This window comes from Halomonas sp. (assembly GCF_052095695.1).
In the GTDB taxonomy this organism is placed as follows: domain Bacteria; phylum Pseudomonadota; class Gammaproteobacteria; order Pseudomonadales; family Halomonadaceae; genus Vreelandella.
In genome coordinates this window covers 38,584-58,774 of the sequence record NZ_JBQDLQ010000003.1, presented here as the reverse complement: position 1 = coordinate 58,774, position 20,191 = coordinate 38,584, and the positions used below count along the sequence as shown (strand labels likewise).

The window sequence follows — 20,191 nt, the reverse complement described above, 5'->3', positions numbered from 1 at the left end:
CTAAAACTAATCAGAAGTTCCCTGAAGCATAAAAGATCAGTTTTAGCCGCTTAGAAGACTCCGCTTTTAAAACTAATTCGTTTGCAAACAATACTATCGTTATATTCACAATAAAAATGTATGGAGAACGCCATGAAACACTATCTTGCACTCCCCGTAATAGCCTTTTATGCCACGCTCACTGACCCCGGCGCCGTTGATGCCCTAGAGCGACAGGGGTTGAAGATGATTGCTTCATCTCCTGAAGAGTGACTATATCGCCCAGGAGACACAGCGTTGGGCAGACGTTGTTGAGGCAACCGGGGCCATCCTGCAATAGCCGCTTTCGATATGTCAGTTAGCGGTATATCAGTGATCCATGTTTCAGCGGCCCTGTGATTTAGTCGTTTAATGAGAATAAATATTATGTCCGATCCTATGTTGTTGAGAACATCTTTAACATCACCCTTTGGCCGTAAGGTGCGCATGGCCGCTATCGTGTTGGGGATTAACGAGCAGGTAAACGTGGTGGGAGCTAACCCCCTAGACGAGAACGATAGCCTACGTCAGCAGAACCCCTTGGGAAAAATGCCCTGTCTAGTGCTGCCAAATGGCGCCGTACTTTATGACAGTAAAACCATCGTCGAGTACCTGTGCGCTTATGCTAACAATTCAGACCTGTTTCCCAGCCAACCATTTGATCTGGCACTAGAGAGAAGCCGTGTCACGCTGGCCGATGGTATTACCGATGCGGCTTTGATGATGGTATACGAGGGTCGTTTTCGCGAACAATCGCAAAAGTCAGCGTCTTGGCTATCCCATCAGCAAGGCAAAGTGATGCGTGGCTTGCTTGCTATGAGTAAAAACCTGCCACCAGCCTCTCACCCGCTAGCTGCTAGCAGCTTGTCGCTTGCTACCGCGCTGGGATACCTCGACTGGCGACGACCTGTGGAATGGCGCAGCTCATATCCTGAGCTAGTCAAATGGTTGGATGATTTTAATCAGCACCATCCTTTATTAGCAGACACCCTATTGGAGGCCTCAGTATGAGCGACGATGCTGGCTATATGCGACAGCCAAGTAAGCCACTCCTAGCATTACCGAAAGGGGCATGCGATTGCCATACCCATGTGTTTGGTCCTCAGAGCGTCTTTCCGTATGCGGATAATGCCCTTTTTCGTCCCCAGGATGCGCCCAAAGAAGCCCTATTTACCCTGCACAAACACCTTGGTATTGAGCGCTGTGTCATCGTCCAGTCAGGCTGCCATGGGTTCGACAATAGCGCGATGCTGGATGCCATAAGATCGCGCCCTGGGCAGTATCTGGGTGTGGCACTGACCCCTGTCGATATCAGCGACGAAAGTCTTGCAAGCCTGGCGGAGCAAGGGGTGAGAGGGGTGAGATTCAACTTTATGCCCCACCTTGATGCGGCGGCTAGTCCCGAAGAAATAGTGGCATTCAGCCATCGGCTAGTGAGGCATGGCATGCACTTGCAAGTGCATATGCACCACTCTCTGATAGAGACTATTGGTCAACACCTTAGCCACGCATCAACAGCGGTGGTGATCGATCACATGGGGCGTATTGATGCTGCACAAGGTGGCGATCAAGCCGCCTTTAACGCCCTGATGACACTGATGGAGAATGACAAATTTCTCGTCAAGGTGAGTGGTTGCGATAGAGCGTCAGCGCTTGGTTCACCTTATAGCGATGCGGTGCCTTTTGCCCAAGCGCTGGTCAAAAACTTCCCTGACCGTGTTTTATGGGGAACTGACTGGCCGCACCCGAATATCAAGAGTGGCCCCCCGGATGATGGGGTATTGGTTGATATCCTGGAGAGTATTGCGCCTGATCCTTTACATAGAAGAGCCCTACTAGTTGATAACCCAGCTTGGTTCTATGGTTTTTGATCTTGATGTAAATGCATGTATGCATAATCAATTTGCAATGTACCGTCGCCTCGCCGCTGTATATCAAAAGGTGTGTTATTTTAGCGTTAGTGATAAGTGTCGCTAGTGGTAGTGGAGCCTTTTGAGGTAAAAAAGCTGACCCAATAACTGCTTTACCCTAGTGTGTCGAGCGAAGCTTGAGCAGGGTGATGTTATGAAAAAAAGGGTAAGAGAGTGGCAGCCAGAGCTACGCACATTGAGGTATTTTGTCTGTGTGGCCGAAGAGAAAAGCATCACCCGGGCCGCAGAGAGGCTGATGGTGGCCCAGCCTGCTCTTAGCCGTCAAATCGCGAAACTGGAACATGACCTAGGCTTATCTGTTTTCGCCAGAACGTCTAGAGGGGTTGAACTAACGGAAGAAGGCGGAATTCTGCTTATCCGTTGTTACGCTATCCTAGAGCAAATCAGCCAAGCCCATCACGATGTCACTGCGCATGTTGAGGAGCCTCGCGGTGTTGTTGTGTTGGGAATACCACCTACGCCAGGTGAGTTTATTGCCCCTCTATTGCTCACCTACGTGAAAGCACAATATCCTGAAATCGAACTGCGATTTATAGAAGGGTTTAGTCGAGAGTTGGAGGGTAAGCTTGCTCGTGGGGAAATTGGCATTGCTGTTATGCATAACCCACCCGAAAAAGAGGAAATCGTATCTAAGCCTTTACTGACGGATCGGCTTTATTTGATTTCGCCGCCTGAAACTCACCTTCGGGAAAGCATACAGCTAAGCGAAGCCGCGTCTTTGCCTTTGGTTATGCCAAGCCGACAGAATTTTCTGCGCACGTTAGTTGACCGCCATGTTAGTGATATGAAAATGCATTTGAATGTTACCCAACAGGTTGATGGTCTTTGGCACCTAAAGTCGTTGGTGCGCCACGGCCATGGTCACTCTATTTTAACCTATGGCGCGGTGATATCTGAAGTACAGCAAGGAACACTGACCGCTGTGCCGATCACGAACCCTGTTGTTAACTGGCCGCTTGCCATCGCTACAAAAGCTGATCAGCAGAAGAAAAGAGCGATACAAGTAGTTGAAGCTGCTATACAAGAGATTACTAGCAACCTTGTGTCAGAAGGTATATGGAAGTAACGCTTAACAAAGAGCCATCTAAGCCGATGGCTTTTTTTTGAATTATTTTTTATACCTTTACTTTATTTTTTGATTCGTTTAAGCAGCGGCGTAAAGAATATTAAAAGAGAAAGAGTGAGTAGTGATAAAGAGATGGGCTTGAATAAAAAGACAGTCCAATCCCCCTGGAAGGCGACTAATGCTCTGCGCAAGTTATTCTCCATCAGCTCGCCAAGCACAAGCGCGAGTATGATGGGTGAGGTAGGGAAATTAGCCTTCCGCATTAGGTAGCCTAAAATACCGAATACCACAGTGATATAAACGGGGAAGAAGGAATTAGATGTTGCATAAGCGCCGATCAAGGCCAGACCAGCCACCGATGCGGCAATGATTTCTTGTCGAATATTAGCAACACGCGTCCATAGTTTTGAACCCAGAAGGCCCATCATTACCATGATGGGGATGCCAACCCAGAGCGATACAAAAATCGTATAGGGTATTTCAGGGTGATTGTTAAAAAGGAGGGGCCCAGGCTGAACACCTTGAATCATCAGTGCCCCTATCAAAACAGCCGTTGTTGCTGAGCCAGGAATACCGAGTGCCAACAGGGGCGCAAGCGACCCAGAGACGGCTGCGTTGTTGGCTGTCTCAGAAGCGGCTATCCCTTCAGGACTGCCATTACCAAACAAAGCGGGGTTTTTTGAGGAGCGCTTGGCTTCTCCATAGGAAAGGAAAGAGGCGATGGAAGCCCCAGCACCGGGTATTACGCCAGTAGCGTAACCAATGAGTGCGCTTTTAAGGATCAGCCACTTCATGCTTATATAAAGTGAAATAGGCACTTCTAAAATCCCTTTCACTATTGAGCTTTGAGGTTTTTTATTGCGTGGACTCTCGACCATAATGAGTGCTTCTGATAAGGCGAAGAGACCTAAGAGCACGGGGACTAATGGTATTCCTTCATAAAAGCTTGGGGAAAAGGTGAATCTTGGTACGCCCGTTTGAGGATCAAGCCCTACAAAGGCAATCATTAAACCAAGTCCCATGGCCACTGCACCTTTAAGGGGATGATCGGAGCTAAGCCCAGCCACTAAGCTTAAGCCGAACACAGAGATAGCAAAGTACTCAGCAGGCCCAAATTTTAACGCAAGGTTCGACAAAGGCACCGCTGTCATCATTAACATTATCGAACTAATAAATATACCGAAGCCGGATGCTATTATTGAGATGTTAAGTGCTTGGCCCGCTTTCCCTTGTTTATTCATGGGATACCCATCCCATGATGTGGCGACAGCTGCGGCTGTGCCTGGTGTGTTAATGATAATGGCTGTGATTGCTCCCCCATACTCAGCCGCAACATAAATAGCGACCAAGAGTACAATTGCAGGAAGCGGATCCATCCCATAAGTAAAAGGGATAAGCAGTGCAACTCCTAACGTAGGGCCAAGTCCGGGTATGGCGCCTATAATATAGCCAATCACGGCACCTGAAAACAAAGCTATCCAAAGCGAAAAGGTGCCATAAGCAGAGATGCCAAGAAGTATATGGTCTAACATAATAGGTGCCTTATTGAAGAGGGATTGAAAGTGCTAAATCAAACAGCAAATATGTCATCAACAAGAAAGCAGAAGCCGTTGCAAGTGGTATCCACCATTTGTGTGTGCCTGCAATAAAGACTAACCCTGCAACAAGCAGCCAAAGCGATATATAGATACCCATTGTAGAGAAGCCAATTGAAGTAAAGGAGATTAAGACGATGGCAAGCAAAGGCTTGGAGAAGTTTGCATTGCTTTTTTCGTCAATTTTTTTTCTTTTCCCTATGATCTTCAAGGATGAAAAAATTAACCCTAAGCAAGATAGTGATAGTGTGAGTGTCGATATTATTAAGGGTAGCCTTCCAGCGCCAATGTCATTAGGTGTATAGGGGGCTGGCATTTCTAAAGATTCATAAATAAAATAAGATGATATCATAAGGAAAAAGAGGTAAAGAAATAGAGAGAAAAGTAGCTTTTCCAGAGATTCTTTTTTAGTAAGTGAAGCCGATTCATTGTTCATTTTATTCGTCTTCTATAAGTTGTAGATATGGCTTGAAGATCAATAAAGAGGCTCTTGTCTCAGTATCTGGATAGAGCCAATATGGTATTTTAATTGAGATTTTTTATTTTATACCTGCTTGTGTAAGCGCTTTGTCTGCAAGTTCTAGTTTTTCAGAAATACTTATTACGTAATCCTTTGGGCCGAGTAGGCTGCTATCTAATCCTGCTTGTGCCTGGTATTTTAAAAAGTCGTCAGTTTGCATAGCTTCAGTGAATATTTCGGCAATGCGTACTTGAACATCTTCTGGGATGCCTGCAGGGCCATAGATGCCTCGAATTTGTTGCCAATTAGTATTGGCCTCAGCATAACCAGCTTCTGCAAAGGTCGGTACTTCTGGTAACAATGCATTTCGCTCATTGGAAAGAACGCCAAGCGCTCTTGCTCTACCAGCCTCGATAAACTGTACTGCTTGTCCAGGGTTGGTCACCACTGCGATGACATGCTCGCCCAGCATTGAAGAAATCGCATCTGTCGAGCTACCGTAGGCTATCCAGTCAAACGTTATATCTGCAGCATCTGCTACCATCTGCATGGCAATGTTTTGGGTAGACCCTGCAGATCCATACCCTCCTATAGTAAGCGAAATATCACCTGAGCTCGCGTCTGCAATTAATTCATCTAGAGAAGTATACGGACTGTCGTCTTTTACGATAAGAGCGTGAGAGTCAGTTTGGCTTTCGAATACCCAAGAAAAATCATCTTGTGAAAATACACCTGATAGATTAGTTAACATCGCTGTTAAATGGGTTAGCGTATTGGTACCCAGTGTGTATCCATCCGGATCAGCGCTTGTTAAAATAGCCATTTGGGCAGCGCCACCACCGCCAGGGCGATTCTCAACGACGATAGGCTGTCCGGCAATAGGTTCTGCAGCTCTTGCGAGCGTTCTTGCAAAAACATCAGCAGCCCCACCGGGGCCTACATGAGCAACAAGTTTAATCGGCTTCGACGGGAAGTCATCATTAGCATGTGTGTCTAAAGCTATTATTGAAGAAACAGAACAGATAGTAACGACGAGCATTGTTTTTTTAAAACTGAATAGTCTGTGGTTTGTCATGAGAATTCTCTCTTGATTATGTTTGAAGAGTTTATCGAGAAAACTTCTTTAATTAGCGATGTGATTACAAGAGCAATGGGGTTGCTTGTACAATGATACTTTAGTATTGAGAAAGGTTTAAGTTGGTGTTTTAAATGCGATATGCTTTTTTTTGATGGCTGATATGATTATATGGTATTTCAATGAGTTGGCCTGTATGGGTATTGTTTATAATAATGAAAATATTAATATTCCATTCGATCTGTGTTTAATTGATTTTTTACCTTGCTGCTGAAGAAAATATTAACCTGAAGAGGATATTAGTTAGCTATTGGTTATTGTCAGTTGATGCATAAATATTGTTGATAACATAAACATAATAGGCGAATACAATGCCATCATCTCACGCTTGGCCGGCTCAAAGGCTACTACCGCCAGATCAAAGTACCTATAACGGCCACCAGCAAGAAATCCACAACCTTATTGCTTCTGGACCGCGAGGGCAGGTCAGAGGGCCATTAGCTGTATGGCTAAATCGTCCTGGGCTGGCGGAGCGAGCTCAGTCATTAGGCGAGTATTGCCGATACGATAGCTCCCTTGAGAAGCGACTCTCTGAATTGGCTATTTTGACGATTGCAAAAGTATGGAAGGCCGAGTTTGAGTGGTTTGCACATGAGCCGCACGCACTGGATGCAGGCGTATCTGAAAGCGTCGTTAATGCGATAAAAGAGGATGACGAGCCAGCCTTTGAAAAAGAGGATGAGGCTGTTGTTTATCGTTTCACGCTGGCAGCCCATCAGGATAGAAGCGTTTCCGATACCTTGTACAAGCAGGCGTTCGATATCTTAGGCAAAGATCGACTGGTCGACCTAGTTGGTCTGCTTGGCTACTACTCGCTGATTTCCCTCACCATTAATATCTTTCAGATATCACCGCCACCGGAAACTCCGCCAAGTTTCAGCTAGTGATCTGGGGCTTAAACGTCAATATAAATTAATAAACATAAGGTTTTATGATGAGCAAAAAACGTCTGGAAGGAAAAGTGGCCATTATCACCGGTGCGGGTTGTGTGGGTAAAGGCTGGGGCAATGGTCGAGCAGCCTGTGTACGCTTTGCTGAAGAAGGTGCCGCTGTTTTTGCCGTCGATATTCGTAAAGATACTATGGTTGAGACGGTTGCCCGAGTGCATGAGGTTGGCGGTACCGTGGAGACATATCTATGTGATGTCACCAGCCAAGACGCTGTGAAAAGCATGCTGGCGGCGTGTATCGAACGTTTTGGGCAAGTGGATATTCTTGTCAATAATGTGGGTGGCTCTGCAAAAGGCGGGCCTGCGGATATGGATGAAGCAACCTGGGATCGGCAAATTGAGTTCAACTTGAAAAGCGTGTATCTGACTAGTCGGGCTGTGCTTCCGCACATGGCAGAGCGCGGCTCAGGCGCTATCGTTAATACGTCTTCAACGTCGGGAATGCGCTGGACAGGTGCCGCTCAATCCGCTTATGCAGCCACTAAAGCGGCGGTTATTCAGTTCTCTAAAGTTGTCGCGGTGGAGTATGCGCCCAAGGGTGTCAGGGTGAATACGGTAGTGCCGGGACAGCTGCATACGCCGATGGTAGAAGAGCGGTTAGCGGGACAGCGTGCTGGCGGGAATGTCGATGCTTTGCTCGCACAAAGGTTGGCACGGATCCCGCTAGGCTTTATGGGGGACGGGCGTGATACCGCCAATGCAGCGCTTTTTCTGGCCTCGGATGAAGCCCGCTTTATTACTGGCACTGAGATTGTGGTCGATGGTGGAATGATCGCGCGCTGTGACTAATCTTTTGGCATTTCCGTAACAGTATTCTTACTTGCACTTCCTGGCGTCATGGCCCTTGGTGATGGCCCAGATCCCTTTGCGAACCATTTGTTAACCATCACCTGACGTTTCATCAGTCCACATGGCGCCCTTATTTCTGCATTGTTAATTCATGACAGATCGGCGAAATATCATTGCTGGTCAACAATGAAGAGTAATAACAATCAATAAGAGCGCTGAGGTCATTATGTCTTCCCCGTTTGAAAACATCCGTGTTGTTGATGCTACTCACGTCTTGGCGGGCCCGTTCGCCACCTACCAGATGGCGGTGTTGGGGGCCGATGTGATTAAGGTTGAGTCGCCCAGCGACCCAGATCAAGCGCGCATGCAAGGATCTGACCGAGCGCTTAATGACCAGGGGTTGGGCACCGCCTTTATGTCTCAAGCCAGCAATAAAAAAGCGGTGGCGATCGATTTTAAACATCCCCAAGGGCGTGAGGCGTTAAAGAAGTTACTCGCCACCGCAGATGTGTTTGTCGAGAACTATCGGCCTGGGGCGTTAGAAAAGCTGGGGCTGGGCTACGAAGATCTGAAACTGCTCAATCCTAAGCTGATTTACTGCTCCATTTCAGCCTTTGGCAGCACCGGCCCTCGCCGGGAGCTCACTGCCTACGATAACGTTATTCAAGCCTACTCGGGCATGATGGCAATGACCGGCGACCGGCATACCGGACCGCTAAAAAGTGGCGCGCCGGTGGTAGATTATGCCACTGGCACCACGGCTGCGTTTGCCATCTCAACGGCCCTGTTCCAGCGTGAGCGTAATGGCGGTAATGGTCAGTTTGTGGATGTATCCATGTCAGATACGGCGCTGATGCTCGCTAGCCCCTATTTAACGGCGTTGTTTTGGAACGATAAAAAACCAGAACCCAAAGGCAATACCTTTCCCTTTGCCACCATTGGCTGCTACCAAGCGTCTGACCAGCCGTTAATGATTGCCGCCTCTAACTTAACCCAGCAAAAACGTTTGTGGACGGCGCTGGGCAGGGAGGACATGATTAAACAGAATAATAATCAACGCCTTGATAGCCACGCTGAGGAAGCCAAGGTAATCGCTGAGATTATTAGCACCATGACCGCCGACTACTGGGAGGCGTTTTTGCAGAAGCGGCGGATTCCTGCCTCACGCATTAGGCGGCTGGAAGAGACTCTGGATGATCCCCATGTGCATTCAAGGGGCGTCTTGCATGCTCAGCCGCTAAGTCCAAACATAGAAAAAACGCTCACTGTTCCGGTGTCAGCATTTCGTATGTCCGGGGGGAGCCGTGGCATTACGTCACCACCGCAAAAAGTAGGCGCGCAAACTGCCGAGGTACTGATGGATCTGGGCTATTCAAAGCAGGATTTAGCGGCACTCATCGCAGATGGCGCCATAAGCGGGCCTTTGGAGAGCAGCGTTGAGGTAGATGGCAACTCAGGAGGTCAGCCTTGAAGACCACTCTACCTAACCCACTTGAGCGCTTGGCCCAGTCTGCTTATCATTGGAACACTCGCCCCCTGGACGCTGAGACTGAGTGGGCCGCTCGTCGGGCACTGCTGGACTGGTTCGCCACGACGCTGCCAGGGTGCAGCCAGGCGCCTGCCACGCTGTTATCAGAAGCTTTTGCCGCAACCCGTGGGGCGGGCGGTGCGGTTTGTTATGTGGATGGGCACCTGGGATCGCCGCGTTATGCCGCTTTGCTAAACGCCACGGCGAGCCACACCGTTGAGTTTGACGACATTTTCAAGGATGGTGGCTACCACCCTGGTAGCTCAACGATTGCGGCGGCCTTGGCCGTTGCGCAAGATATCCAAGCCACCCGTGAGCAGCTTCATCGCGCTATTATTGGCGGATATGAAGTGGGCTGCCGCATTGCCCTCGCCATACAGCCAAGCCACTATCGCTTCTGGCATACCTCCGCTACGGTGGGCACCCTAGGGGCGGCGGTTGCAACCGCGATGTTACTCGGTGCGACTTCAGAACAAATTGGTCACGCTATTGGGTTGGCAAGTAGTTTTGCCGGTGGCCATCAGCAGAGCTTGCAGGGTGAGGGCATGGCCAAGCCGCTGCATGCTGGTCACGCCGCCGATGCAGGATTAATGGCGGGAATGGCCGCGGCAAAGGGGATAACTGCATCACTGGACAGCCTGCATGCCAGCAATGGTTTTGCAGCCGCCACTAGCGACTCAACCGGTAATTGGGACGTAGCGCTTGAGGGGCTTGATGACTGGACGCCGATTACCCGCATGACAGTGAAAAACCACGGCTGTTGTGGGCATATTTTTCCTGCGCTGGATGGCTTAAAAGTGCTGCAAGCCACCGCGCCAATCACAGCGGAGTGCATTGAATCCATTCATATCGAAGGCTACGGCGCGACGTACTCTATGTGCAATCGGCCTACCCCTTCATCTGCACAAGAGGCGCGCTTCAGTATTCAGTACTGTATTGCCGCGTACTTGGTGCTGGGTAAGGTTAGACTGCAAGCGTTTGAACCAACGGTGTTGGAAGATGCACGTATCCACTCGTTAATGCTCAAAGTGAGTGTCGCAGAACGCGCCGATATTACCGCCCGTTACCCCCGCCAACGAATGGCCAATATTAGGGTCACCACCACCGATGGTAATACCTACCAGCACCTACAGGAGACCCGGAAAGGGGATCCAGAGGACCCCATGACCGACGTTGAGCTGCTCGAAAAGTATCAAGAGTTAGTAAGCGGTTCGCTTTCACCCGCTGCGAGTCAGTCACTTCAAGAAGTCGTGATGTCGAGCAACGATCTGCCGGGTTCGGTTGCGTTCTCAATTCAGCGCTGATTGGTTAATAAGAGGCAGACAATAAGTTAACCAACCCCCAATTTATCATTGGTAGTCGGTAACGTTAGGCTGTGCCAGTATCGCAAAAGTGGTTATCACAATTATAATGATTGAGGTATTTAATGTGTTTAATAAAAAAACTGCTTTGCGTAAGTTAATCGCTGGCGTTGCATGCATATCCTTGGCACTTCCATTAACCGCTGTAAACGCGAGTGATGACAGCTGGCCGCAGGGCCCAGTTAGCTTTGTTATGCATACTCAGGCCGGTGGGTCGGCAGATGTGTTTATCAGGACACTCGCCGAGTCATTGGAACCACAAATTGGCCAGCCGATTGTGGTGATCAATTCTCCGGGAGGGGCGGGTGCTACCCAAATGTCGCGTCTTAAGAGTGCAAATCCCGATGGTTTAACGCTGGGTATTAATACGCTATCCCACTTTACGGGGATGCTGACCAATTTAAACGGTGTGTTTGCACTAGATGATTTTTCCTGGATAGCCTCTACCCAAGAGGATGTTCATATTGTTTTTGCAAACCAAACATCAGAAATAGATAGCATTGATACACTGATTAATAAGGCGAAAGAGGGTAGCGGTCAAGTCAGTGTGGGCGGGTTTGGACCTCAAGGATCCACGCAAAATATCGCTATGTCGATGCTTGAGAATGCAACTAATGTAGAATTTGAATGGATTGCCTATAACGGTACCCCTGACATTGTAGCCGCCGTGATGGGCGGGCATGTGGATGTTGGGGTTTCTAATCTTAGTGCGTTAAAAACATTTTTTGATGCCGAAAGAATCCAAGGGCTTGGTGTTGTTGCTGATGAGCGCCTAGCGTCTCTTCCTAACGTTCCGACTTTTTCTGAGCAAGGCGTTGATGTGGATGCTAGCTGGATACAGGTTCGAGGTGTATTTGGACCGGAAGGTATTCCTGTAGCAACACAACATCAAATTGCTGATGCTTTTCATAAAGCGATGCAAACAGAACACTATCAAACCTACGCTAGAAATGCCGGTATTTCTGATTCCTGGATGGGGCCGGAAGAATACACCGAGTTTGCATCTCGAATTAGCGAGGTAGCAAGAGCTGAGTTAGGCCGGTAGGTTTGAAAGATAGTCGTTGCTAGTTTTTACACTACAAATTGTTAGTTAATGACTCTTAATTGGTAAAAAGATAAGCTTTAAATTTTTGTTAATGACGCTATAAAAAATAGCTATAAAAAAGGTGCATGCCCATGTTTGCTAAAAAAAGAAACCGAATGACCAAGGTGCTGGTAAGCGTTGCCGCCATATCAGCGGTAGTCGCTAGCTCAACGGTCACTGCTGATGAAAGCGAATGGCCTCAAGATACTATTCGCATCATTATGCACACTAAAGCGGGTGGTTCTTCCGATGTGTTCATGCGTGCACTTGCTGAATCTTTGGAACCTCAGATCGGCCAATCTGTTGCGATTATAAATTCGCCTGGCGGCGGTGGTGCTAGTCAGATGTCGCGGATACGCTCTGCACAGCCTGATGGCCTGACGCTTGCGGTAAATACCCTTTCACACTTCACGGGAATGCTAACGAATTTGGAAGGTGTATTTTCCATTGATGACTTTAGTTGGATTGCGACTGCACAGGCGGATCCCAACTTGATCTGGACACGTGCTGATTCGCCGCTAGATGATTTAGATGCACTCATTGAAGAAGCCAAGCAGCGTGATGGTAGAGTGACCGTTGGTGGCTTTGGTCCTCAGGGAGCTACGCAACATATCGGGCTTCAGATGCTAGAAAAGGTCGCCAATGTGGAGTTTGAATGGGTGCCTTTTAATGCTACACCCGACATTGTTGCGGCTGTATTAGGTGGCCATGTCGATGTGGGCATGTCCAACTTGAGCGGTGCTCAAGCTTATTTTGATGCTGGTCGTTTAAAAGGCCTTGGCGTACATGGCGAGGAGCGGCTAGACAGCCTTCCCAATGTGGCCACCGTTGAAGAACAGGGTTATGACGTCGATTCTAGTTGGGTGCAGGTGAGAGGTATATTTGGTCCAGCTGATATGCCCATGGAGCTACAACAGCAAATTGCCGATGCCTTTCATGAGGCGATGAAAACAGAACATTACCAAGCGTATGCGCGTAGCGCTGGGGTAACGGACTCATGGATGGGGCCCGAAGAGTTCACGGAGTTTGCCTACCGAATTAGTGACATCGCTCAGGCAGAATTAGATAAAGACAACGATTAAATGTAGTAATAAAAAGTGCGGCGAATATGTCTTCGTCGCACTTTTATACCTTTCTATATCTTGAAATAAGTCTCTTTTTTTATACTTAATAGTTGCCATAACAATTTAATGGGCAGCTCCTTATGTATGGTCAATGGAAAGTAGCGATTGTTATCGACAAACTAATAGCATGGCTATTTCTTTCATCCATTCGCCAACAATAAGGCATTAGAGGACGTTATTATGACGCGAGATTTGTTAGTTACTTATTCTGTTAATAACGGCATTGCGCTGCTAACCCTAAACCGCCCTGATAAGCGCAATGCCATGAGCGATGCCATGCGCGCTGAGTTAGTGGCTCACTTACTTGCTATTCGTACTGATCGTTCGATACGCGGCTTGGTGCTCACTGGAAATGGTAAAGGGTTCTGCGCGGGTGGCGACATTGCCGGTATGAAAACCCGCATGGAAGCCGACCCTGCAACCGTTGGCTTTAACGGTTGGGAACGCCAGCAGGGCGTTCACTACGCGGCGAGCCTATTACTTAACTTACCTATTCCTACAGTGGCGGCAGTGAACGGCGCTGCTGCAGGCCTGGGCGCTGATTTAGCGCTCTCCTGCGATTTTGTGATTGCCTCCGACTATGCCCACTTTACCTGGGCTTATATTGCCCGCGGGCTGATTCCTGACGGCGGTGGTATGTATTTCCTGCCTCGCCGGGTAGGGCTGGCACGCGCCAAAGCGCTGATTTTTAGTGGTCGGCGGGTCAATGCCGATGAGGCGCTGCAGCTAGGCATTGCTGATCAGCGCTGTAGTGCCGATGAATTGCTCACTACTGCTCATGCCATGGCGGATGAAATGAGCCGCGGCTCACGCACCGCGACGGCGCTGACCAAGTCGATTGTTAACAAAAGCTATGAAATGTCTGAAAACCAAGTGTTCGCGGAAGGCAGTAAAGCCCAGGGTATTTGCTACACCTCTGAAGAGCACCGTGCCTCGGTGCAGGCCTTTCTTGATCGTATGAAGGAGGCTCAACAATGAGCCAGATTAACGCCCTCCTGAATCCTAAAAGCGTTGCCGTTATCGGTGCCTCCGCAGACCCGAAAAAAACCTCTGGGTTGCCGGTTTCGTATTTGATTAAGCATGGTTTTAAAGGATCGATTTATCCCGTTAACCCGAAAGCGACTGAGATTCAGGGACTAACCTGTTACCCCAGTGTTGAAGCGCTGCCCGAAGCGCCCGATGTGGGTCTTGTGCTGCTGAATGCAAAGCGCAGTATCGAAGCGGTGCGCTCCCTGGCCAAAATGGGCTGCCAAGCGGCGGTGGTATTGGCTAGTGGCTATGCCGAGGCAGGGGAGGAAGGGCTGGCTCTGCAAGATGAGTTAAAAGCCGCCGCGGGTTCCATGCGCCTTCTTGGCCCCAATACTATCGGATTGGTTAATTTATCGGCGGGCATTCCACTCTCTGCCAGTGGTGCGCTGGAAGTGAGCGAATTGCCGAAGGGTGGTGTCGCGGTGGTTTCCCAAAGTGGCGGCATTCTGGGTGCGCTCCTGTCGCGGGCAGCCGGGCGGGGCATTGGTTTATCGTCGCTGATTGCCACCAGTAATGAGGTGGATTTGGAAGTCAGCGACTTTGTTGACTATTTGGTTGATGATCCGAACACCAAGGTGATTGCGCTCTACCTGGAAAGTATTCGTCACCCGGCACGTTTCCGTGAGGTTGCCCTGCGTGCGCGGGCAGCGGGAAAGCCACTCGTCGTCTTCAAAATCGGCCGTTCCGAAGCGGGTGCCAGCGCGGCCAGCTCCCACACCGGCGCCCTGGCGGGGGAGGATCGGGTTTACGATGCCTTCTTCCGTGAGTTAGGGGTGATTCGTGTGAACACTTTTGACGAGTTTTTGGATGTGCCTGCGGTGTTGGTCGCGGGCCGCCAGCTTGCAGGTCGTCGCGTCGCCGTGCTCACCTCAACGGGTGGCGCTGGCACCTTGATTGCCGATAGCTTGGGCGTCAACGGCTTTGATACGCCCGCGCCGGATCACGATACTGCAGAAAAATTGCGCGCCTTGCAGGGGGATACCCCTACCGCGCTAGATCGCAATCCGATTGATGTTACCTTGGCGGGGCTGCAGCCAGACCTGTTGCGCCAAGCGATTCGAATATTGCTCGAAAGCGATAGCTACGATGCTTTGATCGTGATTATTGGTTCATCAGGGCTGGCAATGCCTGATCTAGTGGTCGGAGCGATCAGCGATAGCTTGGCGACCAACAATAAGCCGCTGCTAGCCTATGTTAGTCCCTACGCCCCCAACACGCTTCAGCGTTTGAATCGCGCGTCGATCCCAGGCTTTAGCTCACCGGAAAGCTGTAGTGCGGTGCTTGAAGCGCTGCACTTTATTGGTCAACCCTTGCAGACATTCGGTGAGTCGTCAAAGGTAGTGCTACCTGATGTCAGTACTTTGCCTAAGGGTTCAATTGACGAAGCCACTGCGAAACAACTGTTCGCCGAGGTAGGCATTAGCGTGCCCCCCAACCGGGTTGTTCACTCCCGTGAAGAGGCGGAGAGAGCGGTCAGTGAGCTAGGCGTTCCGGTGGTGCTCAAGGTAATGGATGCCAGCTTGCTGCATAAAAGCGACATTGGTGGCGTTGCGCTGCATTTGAATGCCGACACTATTGGTCAGCGGTTTGATCAGATGGTGAACGATGTTGAAGCTCACGTAACGCAGCGTCCCGATACCTTCTTGGTGGAAGCCATGGTTGCCGGCGGGCATGAGCTCATCCTCGGTGCTAACCGTGATGCGCTAGGCACGGCGATTTTGCTGGGCGCGGGTGGCGTGACAGCGGAGCTATTTAAGGATACCGCCATTCGCTTATTACCTGAGCAGGGAGGCCTAACCCTGGAACAGGCGCGGGAAATGATGCAACAGCTCACCACTTGGCCGCTGCTCGACGGTTATCGCGGAGTGCCCCACCGTGATACGCAGGCCCTTGCGCAGGCGATTGTTGCCTTCTCTGCCCTGGCCGCGGAGTTAGGGGAACGTCTGACCACCGCTGAAATTAATCCGCTGTTTGTGATGCCGGAAGGTCAAGGTGTCGTCGCTGCTGATGCGGTACTTGTACTGGATAGTAGAGCGGAGGAAGGTGGCACTCATGGCTGATTCACAAGCCACAGGCCGCGTTCACCTTCGCCAGGCAGGGCCGATCGCTATCATCACCCTGGATAACCCTCCGGTAAATAGCAGCAACGACGCCGTGCGCCGAGGTATCTTGGATGCCCTGGCTAAGATTGATACTCAGCAAAGTCACGCCGTAATACTCATAGGCCGAGGCCCAAACCTAATGGCGGGTGCCGACCTGCGTGAGCTGGAGCATGAGCCAACAGAGCCGACGTTGCCGCAAGTTACTGCCGCGCTTACTGCTTTTCCACTACCAGTGATTGCGGTGGTCAGCGGGCATACGCTGGGCGGTGGGTTAGAGCTGGCGCTGGCCTGTGATATCCGAATTGCCACGCCGACCGCGCTGCTGGGCTTGCCCGAAGTCACGGTCGGAGTGATCCCGGGGGCCGGTGGCACCCAGCGACTGCCTCGGGCGGTGGGCCTGCCCAAAGCGCTGGAGATGATTGTCTCGGGCAAGCCCATTACTGCGGTGGATGCCCACAGGGTTGGGTTAATCGATGCGCTACTTCACGCCACCGATGATAACGCGCTAGAAAAAGAGATAGTGGCTTACGCCAACCGCTACCAGAGCGGCAAGCAACCATTAGCAGAACGCGACGTGCCGCCAGTGGACCAGCAGGCGTTGCAGGCTCAGGTCGATAAGCTGCTGGCACGCGCCCGCGGTTTGCCTGCCGCACCCATCGCCGCCGAGGTAGTGATGCAGGCGGGCAAGCTGAGCTTTAGCGCTGCCATTGCCGAAGAGCGCGCTCAGTTTTTGGCTTTACGAGGCAGCGAATCTGCCCAGGCGCTTCGCTACCTGTTTTTTGCTGAGCGTGAAAAACCCTTTGTGCCCAGTCAGCCGGTTGCCCCCGTGCCGATCAAACGGATATCAGTGGTGGGTGCAGGCACTATGGGTAGCGGCATTGCCCTTTGTGCGCTGATGGCTGGATATAGCGTCGATCTATTGGAGCTAAATGACCAAGCGCTGCAAGCAGGCGTGGCACGAATTACCCAGGCGCTTGGTGAAGGTGTTAAACACCAACGGTTAACCCAAACTCAGCGTGATACGTGGCTATCTCACCTGAATCCTACCCAGCATTTACCCGATGTTGCTGGTACCGACTTGGTCATTGAGGCCATAATTGAAGATTTGGCGATCAAGCGCTCGCTGTTTGCGGATCTAGCCAAGTGGGTTAGCGAAAGCACTCTCTTGGCCAGCAATACGTCCTACCTAGATATTGATCAGATTGCCGAAGGCATTACCCATCCTGGTCGTGTACTGGGGCTGCATTTTTTCAGTCCTGCCGACCGCATGCCGCTGCTCGAAGTCGTTCGCTGCCAAACCACCAGTGAGCAAACGTTGAGCACTGCCGTGACGGTTACACGGCGGCTCAAGAAAAAGGCGATTGTGGTCGCCAGTTCATGGGGGTTTGTGGGCAACCGGCTCTATGCAGCCTATCGACGCCAGTGCGAGTTTATGCTGGAAGAAGGCGCTAGCCCGGAGCAAATTGATGCCGCTCTGGAAGCTTACGGCTTCGCCATGGGGCCCTTTAAAGTAGCGGATATGTCGGGGTTGGATATCGCCTGGAAAATGCGCCAGCAAAGCGCCGATACCCGCCATCTGAGGCGCTACGTGGGCATACCGGATCTGATTTGCGAAGCAGGCCGTCTAGGGCGAAAAACCGGCCGTGGCTACTATCGCTATGACGAGGCAATGCGATCGGCCTCGGACCCTGACGTCGCCCAGATAATCGAAGGCTACCGGGAAGAGCAGGCCATAACACCGAAAGCGTTTAGCGAGCAGGAAATCCAACAGCGCGCCGTACTCGCCCTCATCAACGAAGCCCTGCTGCTTCTGGATGAGGGTGTATGCCAGCGGCCAGCGGATATCGATATTGCCCTGGTTAATGGCTATGGCTTTCCACGCTGGCGAGGCGGCCCGCTCTTTATTGCCTGCCAAAGGCGCGCAGAGCAGCTCGATAGCGAGCTCAATAGGTTGGCCGAAGTCAGCGGTAAAGGACACCACCAGGCCAATTTAAAGAACCTCACAAGCCAGGATTCCGAGGAGTTAACATCATGACAGATGCGCTGATTTGCGACGCGGTTCGTACTCCGTTTGGCCGTTTTAACGGTGCGCTATCTTCCATTCGAACCGATGATTTAGGTGCGTTACCTATTCAAGCGTTAATGGAGCGTCATGCTCAGTTGGATTGGGAAGCGCTGGATGAAGTTATTTTCGGCTGCGCCAACCAAGCTGGCGAAGATAACCGCAATGTGGCCCGTATGTCCGCACTGTTAGCCGGGCTGTCAACCAGTGTAGCGGGTGTCACGCTGAACCGACTGTGTGGCTCTGGACTGGATGCCGTCGGTAGCGCGGCCCGTGCCTTGCGCTGTAGAGAGGCGCAGCTATTGATTGCGGGCGGCGTTGAAAGCATGAGCCGCTCGCCGTATGTCATGGCCAAGGCCGACAAGGCTTTTTCACGTGGCCAGCAGTTGGAGGACACAACGATAGGTTGGCGCTTGGTCAATGCTAAAATGAAAGCGCTGCATGGGGTGGATGCCTTACCGCTGACCGCTGAAAATGTTGCCGAAGAAGAGGGCATCTCACGCAACGATCAAGATGCGTTCTCGCTGCGTAGTCAACAGCGCTGGCAAGCCGCCCATGAGCGTGGTTTTTTTGCTAATGAAATCATATCCGTGACGGTTTCACAGCGTCGTCAGCCGGACGTCATTGTGAACAAAGATGAGCATCCGCGCCCTGAAACAACGCTTGAGGCCTTGAATAGCCTGCGTGGCGTCGTAAAAGAAAACGGCACTGTCACCGCGGGCAATGCTTCAGGTATTAATGATGGTGCCTGTGCATTGCTGATGGCTAACCCACAAGCGGCAGAACGTTATGGGTTACGTCCTCGGGCACGCATTGTGGGCATGGCAACCGCAGGGGTTGACCCGAGGGTAATGGGAATGGGGCCCGTACCTGCGGTTGATAAAGTTTTGCGCTTGACGGGGCTCACGCTACAGCAAATGGATGTCATTGAGCTGAACGAAGCATTTGCATCCCAGGCCTTAGCCGTCTGCCGTCGTTTAGGACTCGCGGATGATGATCCAAGGGTTAATCCCAATGGTGGCGCAATTGCCCTTGGTCACCCACTTGGCGCCTCAGGTGCAAGGTTGGTAACAACGGCAATCAACCAACTGGAAAGCCAAGAGGGCCGATATGCATTGTGTACCATGTGTGTAGGGGTTGGGCAGGGAATTGCCCTGATTATTGAGCGCCTATGAGTTAAGTGGCAAAGGTATCTTTGCTTCAATATGCGTTTTTTTTCTCTACCGTTTTGTCGATAATCCTTTAGTCGTGTTTCAGCCTAATGGTAGCGGTGGTCAAGCCTGATAAATAGTCAGTTTCTCTTTTGGCCACCCTGCGCCATTATTAAACGAAACACAGTATTTAAAAATACAGTCCTTAGAAAATAGTGTTTAGTAGCATCGTATTAATAAAAAAGTTTGATGGCGTTTTAAAGGTAACGTCTGTCATTAACTACAACAATATGGAGATATGCCAGTGAGTATGGAGAACGTTGATGCAGAAGCATCTGAAGTGAAAGATAAAACACTAATTATACGGAAGAAGTGGCTGGAGTTGGCGGTTTATTTTGTGCTGTTAGCAGTGACGGCTTTATATGCAAATGATGCGTTTAACCTGCCTGGCTATGGCTCTTCAGGTATTGGTGCTAGTGGTTTTCCCCTGTTGGTAACAATGCTTATTGGTGTTTCGTTAGTGATTTTAATCATCGTTGGTTTTTTAAGTAAGGAAAGTCAAGGTGGTGATCCATTAGTTGAGATTAACCGCCCAATGAAAGTGCTGCTATCGGTCATTGTTATGATAGCTGTCGTATTGGCACTCAAAGGGTTGGGCTTAATTGTAGGGTTTACACTTCTTTCTTTCTGTTTAATGAAGCTGGGAGGGGAGGATCGTTACTCGCTACTACTAACGTTACCACCATTATTGGCGTTAAGTATTTACGCCATTTTCGTACTGGTGCTCGGCGTCTATTTTGATTGAGG

The 20,191-nt window shown here is 50.4% G+C and carries 17 protein-coding genes; 14 read left to right on the top strand and 3 right to left on the bottom strand.

Annotation, left to right across the window (positions count from 1 at the left end; translation table 11 throughout):
* Nucleotides 1–405: 405 nt before the first annotated feature.
* From ACTH5D_RS01260 to ACTH5D_RS01250, 3 genes are all read left to right on the top strand, one after another.
* A complete protein-coding gene (locus tag ACTH5D_RS01260; RefSeq protein WP_441667845.1) occupies nucleotides 406–1,029 on the top strand; it encodes a glutathione S-transferase N-terminal domain-containing protein in 624 nt (207 codons plus the stop codon).
* Nucleotides 1,026–1,889 carry an amidohydrolase family protein gene (locus tag ACTH5D_RS01255; RefSeq protein ID WP_441667844.1) on the top strand — a complete coding sequence of 288 codons (864 nt, stop codon included), beginning with the start codon at nucleotides 1,026–1,028 and terminating at the stop codon, nucleotides 1,887–1,889. The genes ACTH5D_RS01260 and ACTH5D_RS01255 overlap by 4 nt, the downstream gene beginning before the upstream one ends.
* Before the next feature lie 193 nt (nucleotides 1,890–2,082).
* A complete protein-coding gene (locus ACTH5D_RS01250) occupies nucleotides 2,083–3,015 on the top strand; it encodes a LysR family transcriptional regulator (RefSeq protein ID WP_441667843.1) in 933 nt (310 codons plus the stop codon).
* A 62-nt stretch (nucleotides 3,016–3,077) separates the two neighbouring features.
* Here the strand turns inward: ACTH5D_RS01250 and ACTH5D_RS01245 are convergent, their stop codons facing one another.
* The 3 genes from ACTH5D_RS01245 to ACTH5D_RS01235 form a co-directional block, all read right to left on the bottom strand.
* Nucleotides 3,078–4,547: a tripartite tricarboxylate transporter permease gene (locus tag ACTH5D_RS01245; protein WP_441667842.1), complete on the bottom strand. Its 1,470-nt coding sequence runs from the start codon at nucleotides 4,545–4,547 to the stop codon at nucleotides 3,078–3,080.
* A 10-nt stretch (nucleotides 4,548–4,557) separates the two neighbouring features.
* Nucleotides 4,558–5,046, bottom strand: a complete 489-nt coding sequence (locus ACTH5D_RS01240) for a tripartite tricarboxylate transporter TctB family protein (protein ID WP_441667841.1) — start codon at nucleotides 5,044–5,046, stop codon at nucleotides 4,558–4,560.
* Nucleotides 5,047–5,149: 103 nt separating this feature from the next.
* Nucleotides 5,150–6,145 (bottom strand): tripartite tricarboxylate transporter substrate binding protein, encoded by a 996-nt coding sequence (locus tag ACTH5D_RS01235; protein WP_441667840.1) that lies wholly within the window; start codon nucleotides 6,143–6,145, stop codon nucleotides 5,150–5,152.
* Nucleotides 6,146–6,516: 371 nt separating this feature from the next.
* On the opposite strand from ACTH5D_RS01235, the gene ACTH5D_RS01230 reads away from it, so the two are divergent.
* The 11 genes from ACTH5D_RS01230 to ACTH5D_RS01180 all read left to right on the top strand — a co-directional run bounded on the left by ACTH5D_RS01230 (nucleotide 6,517) and on the right by ACTH5D_RS01180 (nucleotide 20,189).
* Nucleotides 6,517–7,089, top strand: a complete 573-nt coding sequence (locus ACTH5D_RS01230; RefSeq protein ID WP_441667839.1) for a carboxymuconolactone decarboxylase family protein — start codon at nucleotides 6,517–6,519, stop codon at nucleotides 7,087–7,089.
* 50 nt (nucleotides 7,090–7,139) lie between these two features.
* Nucleotides 7,140–7,943: an SDR family NAD(P)-dependent oxidoreductase gene (locus ACTH5D_RS01225; protein WP_441667838.1), complete on the top strand. Its 804-nt coding sequence runs from the start codon at nucleotides 7,140–7,142 to the stop codon at nucleotides 7,941–7,943.
* Nucleotides 7,944–8,169: 226 nt separating this feature from the next.
* Nucleotides 8,170–9,414, top strand: a complete 1,245-nt coding sequence (locus ACTH5D_RS01220) for a CaiB/BaiF CoA transferase family protein (protein ID WP_441667837.1) — start codon at nucleotides 8,170–8,172, stop codon at nucleotides 9,412–9,414.
* Nucleotides 9,411–10,775 (top strand): MmgE/PrpD family protein, encoded by a 1,365-nt coding sequence (locus ACTH5D_RS01215; RefSeq protein WP_441667836.1) that lies wholly within the window; start codon nucleotides 9,411–9,413, stop codon nucleotides 10,773–10,775. Before ACTH5D_RS01220 ends, ACTH5D_RS01215 begins: the two co-directional genes overlap by 4 nt.
* 106 nt (nucleotides 10,776–10,881) lie before the next feature.
* Nucleotides 10,882–11,877: a Bug family tripartite tricarboxylate transporter substrate binding protein gene (locus ACTH5D_RS01210; RefSeq protein WP_441667835.1), complete on the top strand. Its 996-nt coding sequence runs from the start codon at nucleotides 10,882–10,884 to the stop codon at nucleotides 11,875–11,877.
* 131 nt (nucleotides 11,878–12,008) lie between these two features.
* Nucleotides 12,009–12,998, top strand: coding sequence for a tripartite tricarboxylate transporter substrate binding protein (locus ACTH5D_RS01205; RefSeq protein ID WP_441667834.1), 990 nt, complete (start codon nucleotides 12,009–12,011; stop codon nucleotides 12,996–12,998).
* Between the two features lie 222 nt (nucleotides 12,999–13,220).
* Nucleotides 13,221–14,018, top strand: a complete 798-nt coding sequence (locus ACTH5D_RS01200) for an enoyl-CoA hydratase/isomerase family protein (protein WP_441667833.1) — start codon at nucleotides 13,221–13,223, stop codon at nucleotides 14,016–14,018.
* A complete protein-coding gene (locus ACTH5D_RS01195; protein WP_441667832.1) occupies nucleotides 14,015–16,129 on the top strand; it encodes an acetate--CoA ligase family protein in 2,115 nt (704 codons plus the stop codon). Before ACTH5D_RS01200 ends, ACTH5D_RS01195 begins: the two co-directional genes overlap by 4 nt.
* A complete protein-coding gene (locus tag ACTH5D_RS01190; RefSeq protein ID WP_441667831.1) occupies nucleotides 16,122–18,206 on the top strand; it encodes a 3-hydroxyacyl-CoA dehydrogenase NAD-binding domain-containing protein in 2,085 nt (694 codons plus the stop codon). The genes ACTH5D_RS01195 and ACTH5D_RS01190 overlap by 8 nt, the downstream gene beginning before the upstream one ends.
* Nucleotides 18,203–19,408, top strand: a complete 1,206-nt coding sequence (pcaF, locus tag ACTH5D_RS01185; protein WP_441667830.1) for a 3-oxoadipyl-CoA thiolase — start codon at nucleotides 18,203–18,205, stop codon at nucleotides 19,406–19,408. Before ACTH5D_RS01190 ends, pcaF begins: the two co-directional genes overlap by 4 nt.
* A 286-nt stretch (nucleotides 19,409–19,694) precedes the next feature.
* The gene (locus ACTH5D_RS01180) at nucleotides 19,695–20,189 is read left to right on the top strand and encodes a tripartite tricarboxylate transporter TctB family protein (RefSeq protein ID WP_441667857.1); all 495 of its coding nucleotides are present in this window, start codon (nucleotides 19,695–19,697) and stop codon (nucleotides 20,187–20,189) included.
* Nucleotides 20,190–20,191: the final 2 nt, after the last annotated feature.

What these genes read in the sequence shown, in the direction of transcription:
- ACTH5D_RS01180 (WP_441667857.1), top strand. Translation starts at nt 19,695, where the DNA reads ATGGAGAACGTTGATGCAGAAGCATCTGAAGTGAAAGATAAAACACTA.
- ACTH5D_RS01220 (WP_441667837.1), top strand. Translation starts at nt 8,170, where the DNA reads ATGTCTTCCCCGTTTGAAAACATCCGTGTTGTTGATGCTACTCACGTC.
- ACTH5D_RS01250 (WP_441667843.1), top strand. Translation starts at nt 2,083, where the DNA reads ATGAAAAAAAGGGTAAGAGAGTGGCAGCCAGAGCTACGCACATTGAGG.
- ACTH5D_RS01260 (WP_441667845.1), top strand. Translation starts at nt 406, where the DNA reads ATGTCCGATCCTATGTTGTTGAGAACATCTTTAACATCACCCTTTGGC.
- ACTH5D_RS01195 (WP_441667832.1), top strand. Translation starts at nt 14,015, where the DNA reads ATGAGCCAGATTAACGCCCTCCTGAATCCTAAAAGCGTTGCCGTTATC.
- ACTH5D_RS01205 (WP_441667834.1), top strand. Translation starts at nt 12,009, where the DNA reads ATGTTTGCTAAAAAAAGAAACCGAATGACCAAGGTGCTGGTAAGCGTT.
- ACTH5D_RS01255 (WP_441667844.1), top strand. Translation starts at nt 1,026, where the DNA reads ATGAGCGACGATGCTGGCTATATGCGACAGCCAAGTAAGCCACTCCTA.
- ACTH5D_RS01230 (WP_441667839.1), top strand. Translation starts at nt 6,517, where the DNA reads ATGCCATCATCTCACGCTTGGCCGGCTCAAAGGCTACTACCGCCAGAT.
- ACTH5D_RS01240 (WP_441667841.1), bottom strand. Translation starts at nt 5,046, where the DNA reads ATGAACAATGAATCGGCTTCACTTACTAAAAAAGAATCTCTGGAAAAG.
- ACTH5D_RS01200 (WP_441667833.1), top strand. Translation starts at nt 13,221, where the DNA reads ATGACGCGAGATTTGTTAGTTACTTATTCTGTTAATAACGGCATTGCG.
- ACTH5D_RS01225 (WP_441667838.1), top strand. Translation starts at nt 7,140, where the DNA reads ATGAGCAAAAAACGTCTGGAAGGAAAAGTGGCCATTATCACCGGTGCG.
- ACTH5D_RS01235 (WP_441667840.1), bottom strand. Translation starts at nt 6,145, where the DNA reads ATGACAAACCACAGACTATTCAGTTTTAAAAAAACAATGCTCGTCGTT.
- ACTH5D_RS01245 (WP_441667842.1), bottom strand. Translation starts at nt 4,547, where the DNA reads ATGTTAGACCATATACTTCTTGGCATCTCTGCTTATGGCACCTTTTCG.
- pcaF (WP_441667830.1), top strand. Translation starts at nt 18,203, where the DNA reads ATGACAGATGCGCTGATTTGCGACGCGGTTCGTACTCCGTTTGGCCGT.
- ACTH5D_RS01190 (WP_441667831.1), top strand. Translation starts at nt 16,122, where the DNA reads ATGGCTGATTCACAAGCCACAGGCCGCGTTCACCTTCGCCAGGCAGGG.
- ACTH5D_RS01210 (WP_441667835.1), top strand. Translation starts at nt 10,882, where the DNA reads ATGATTGAGGTATTTAATGTGTTTAATAAAAAAACTGCTTTGCGTAAG.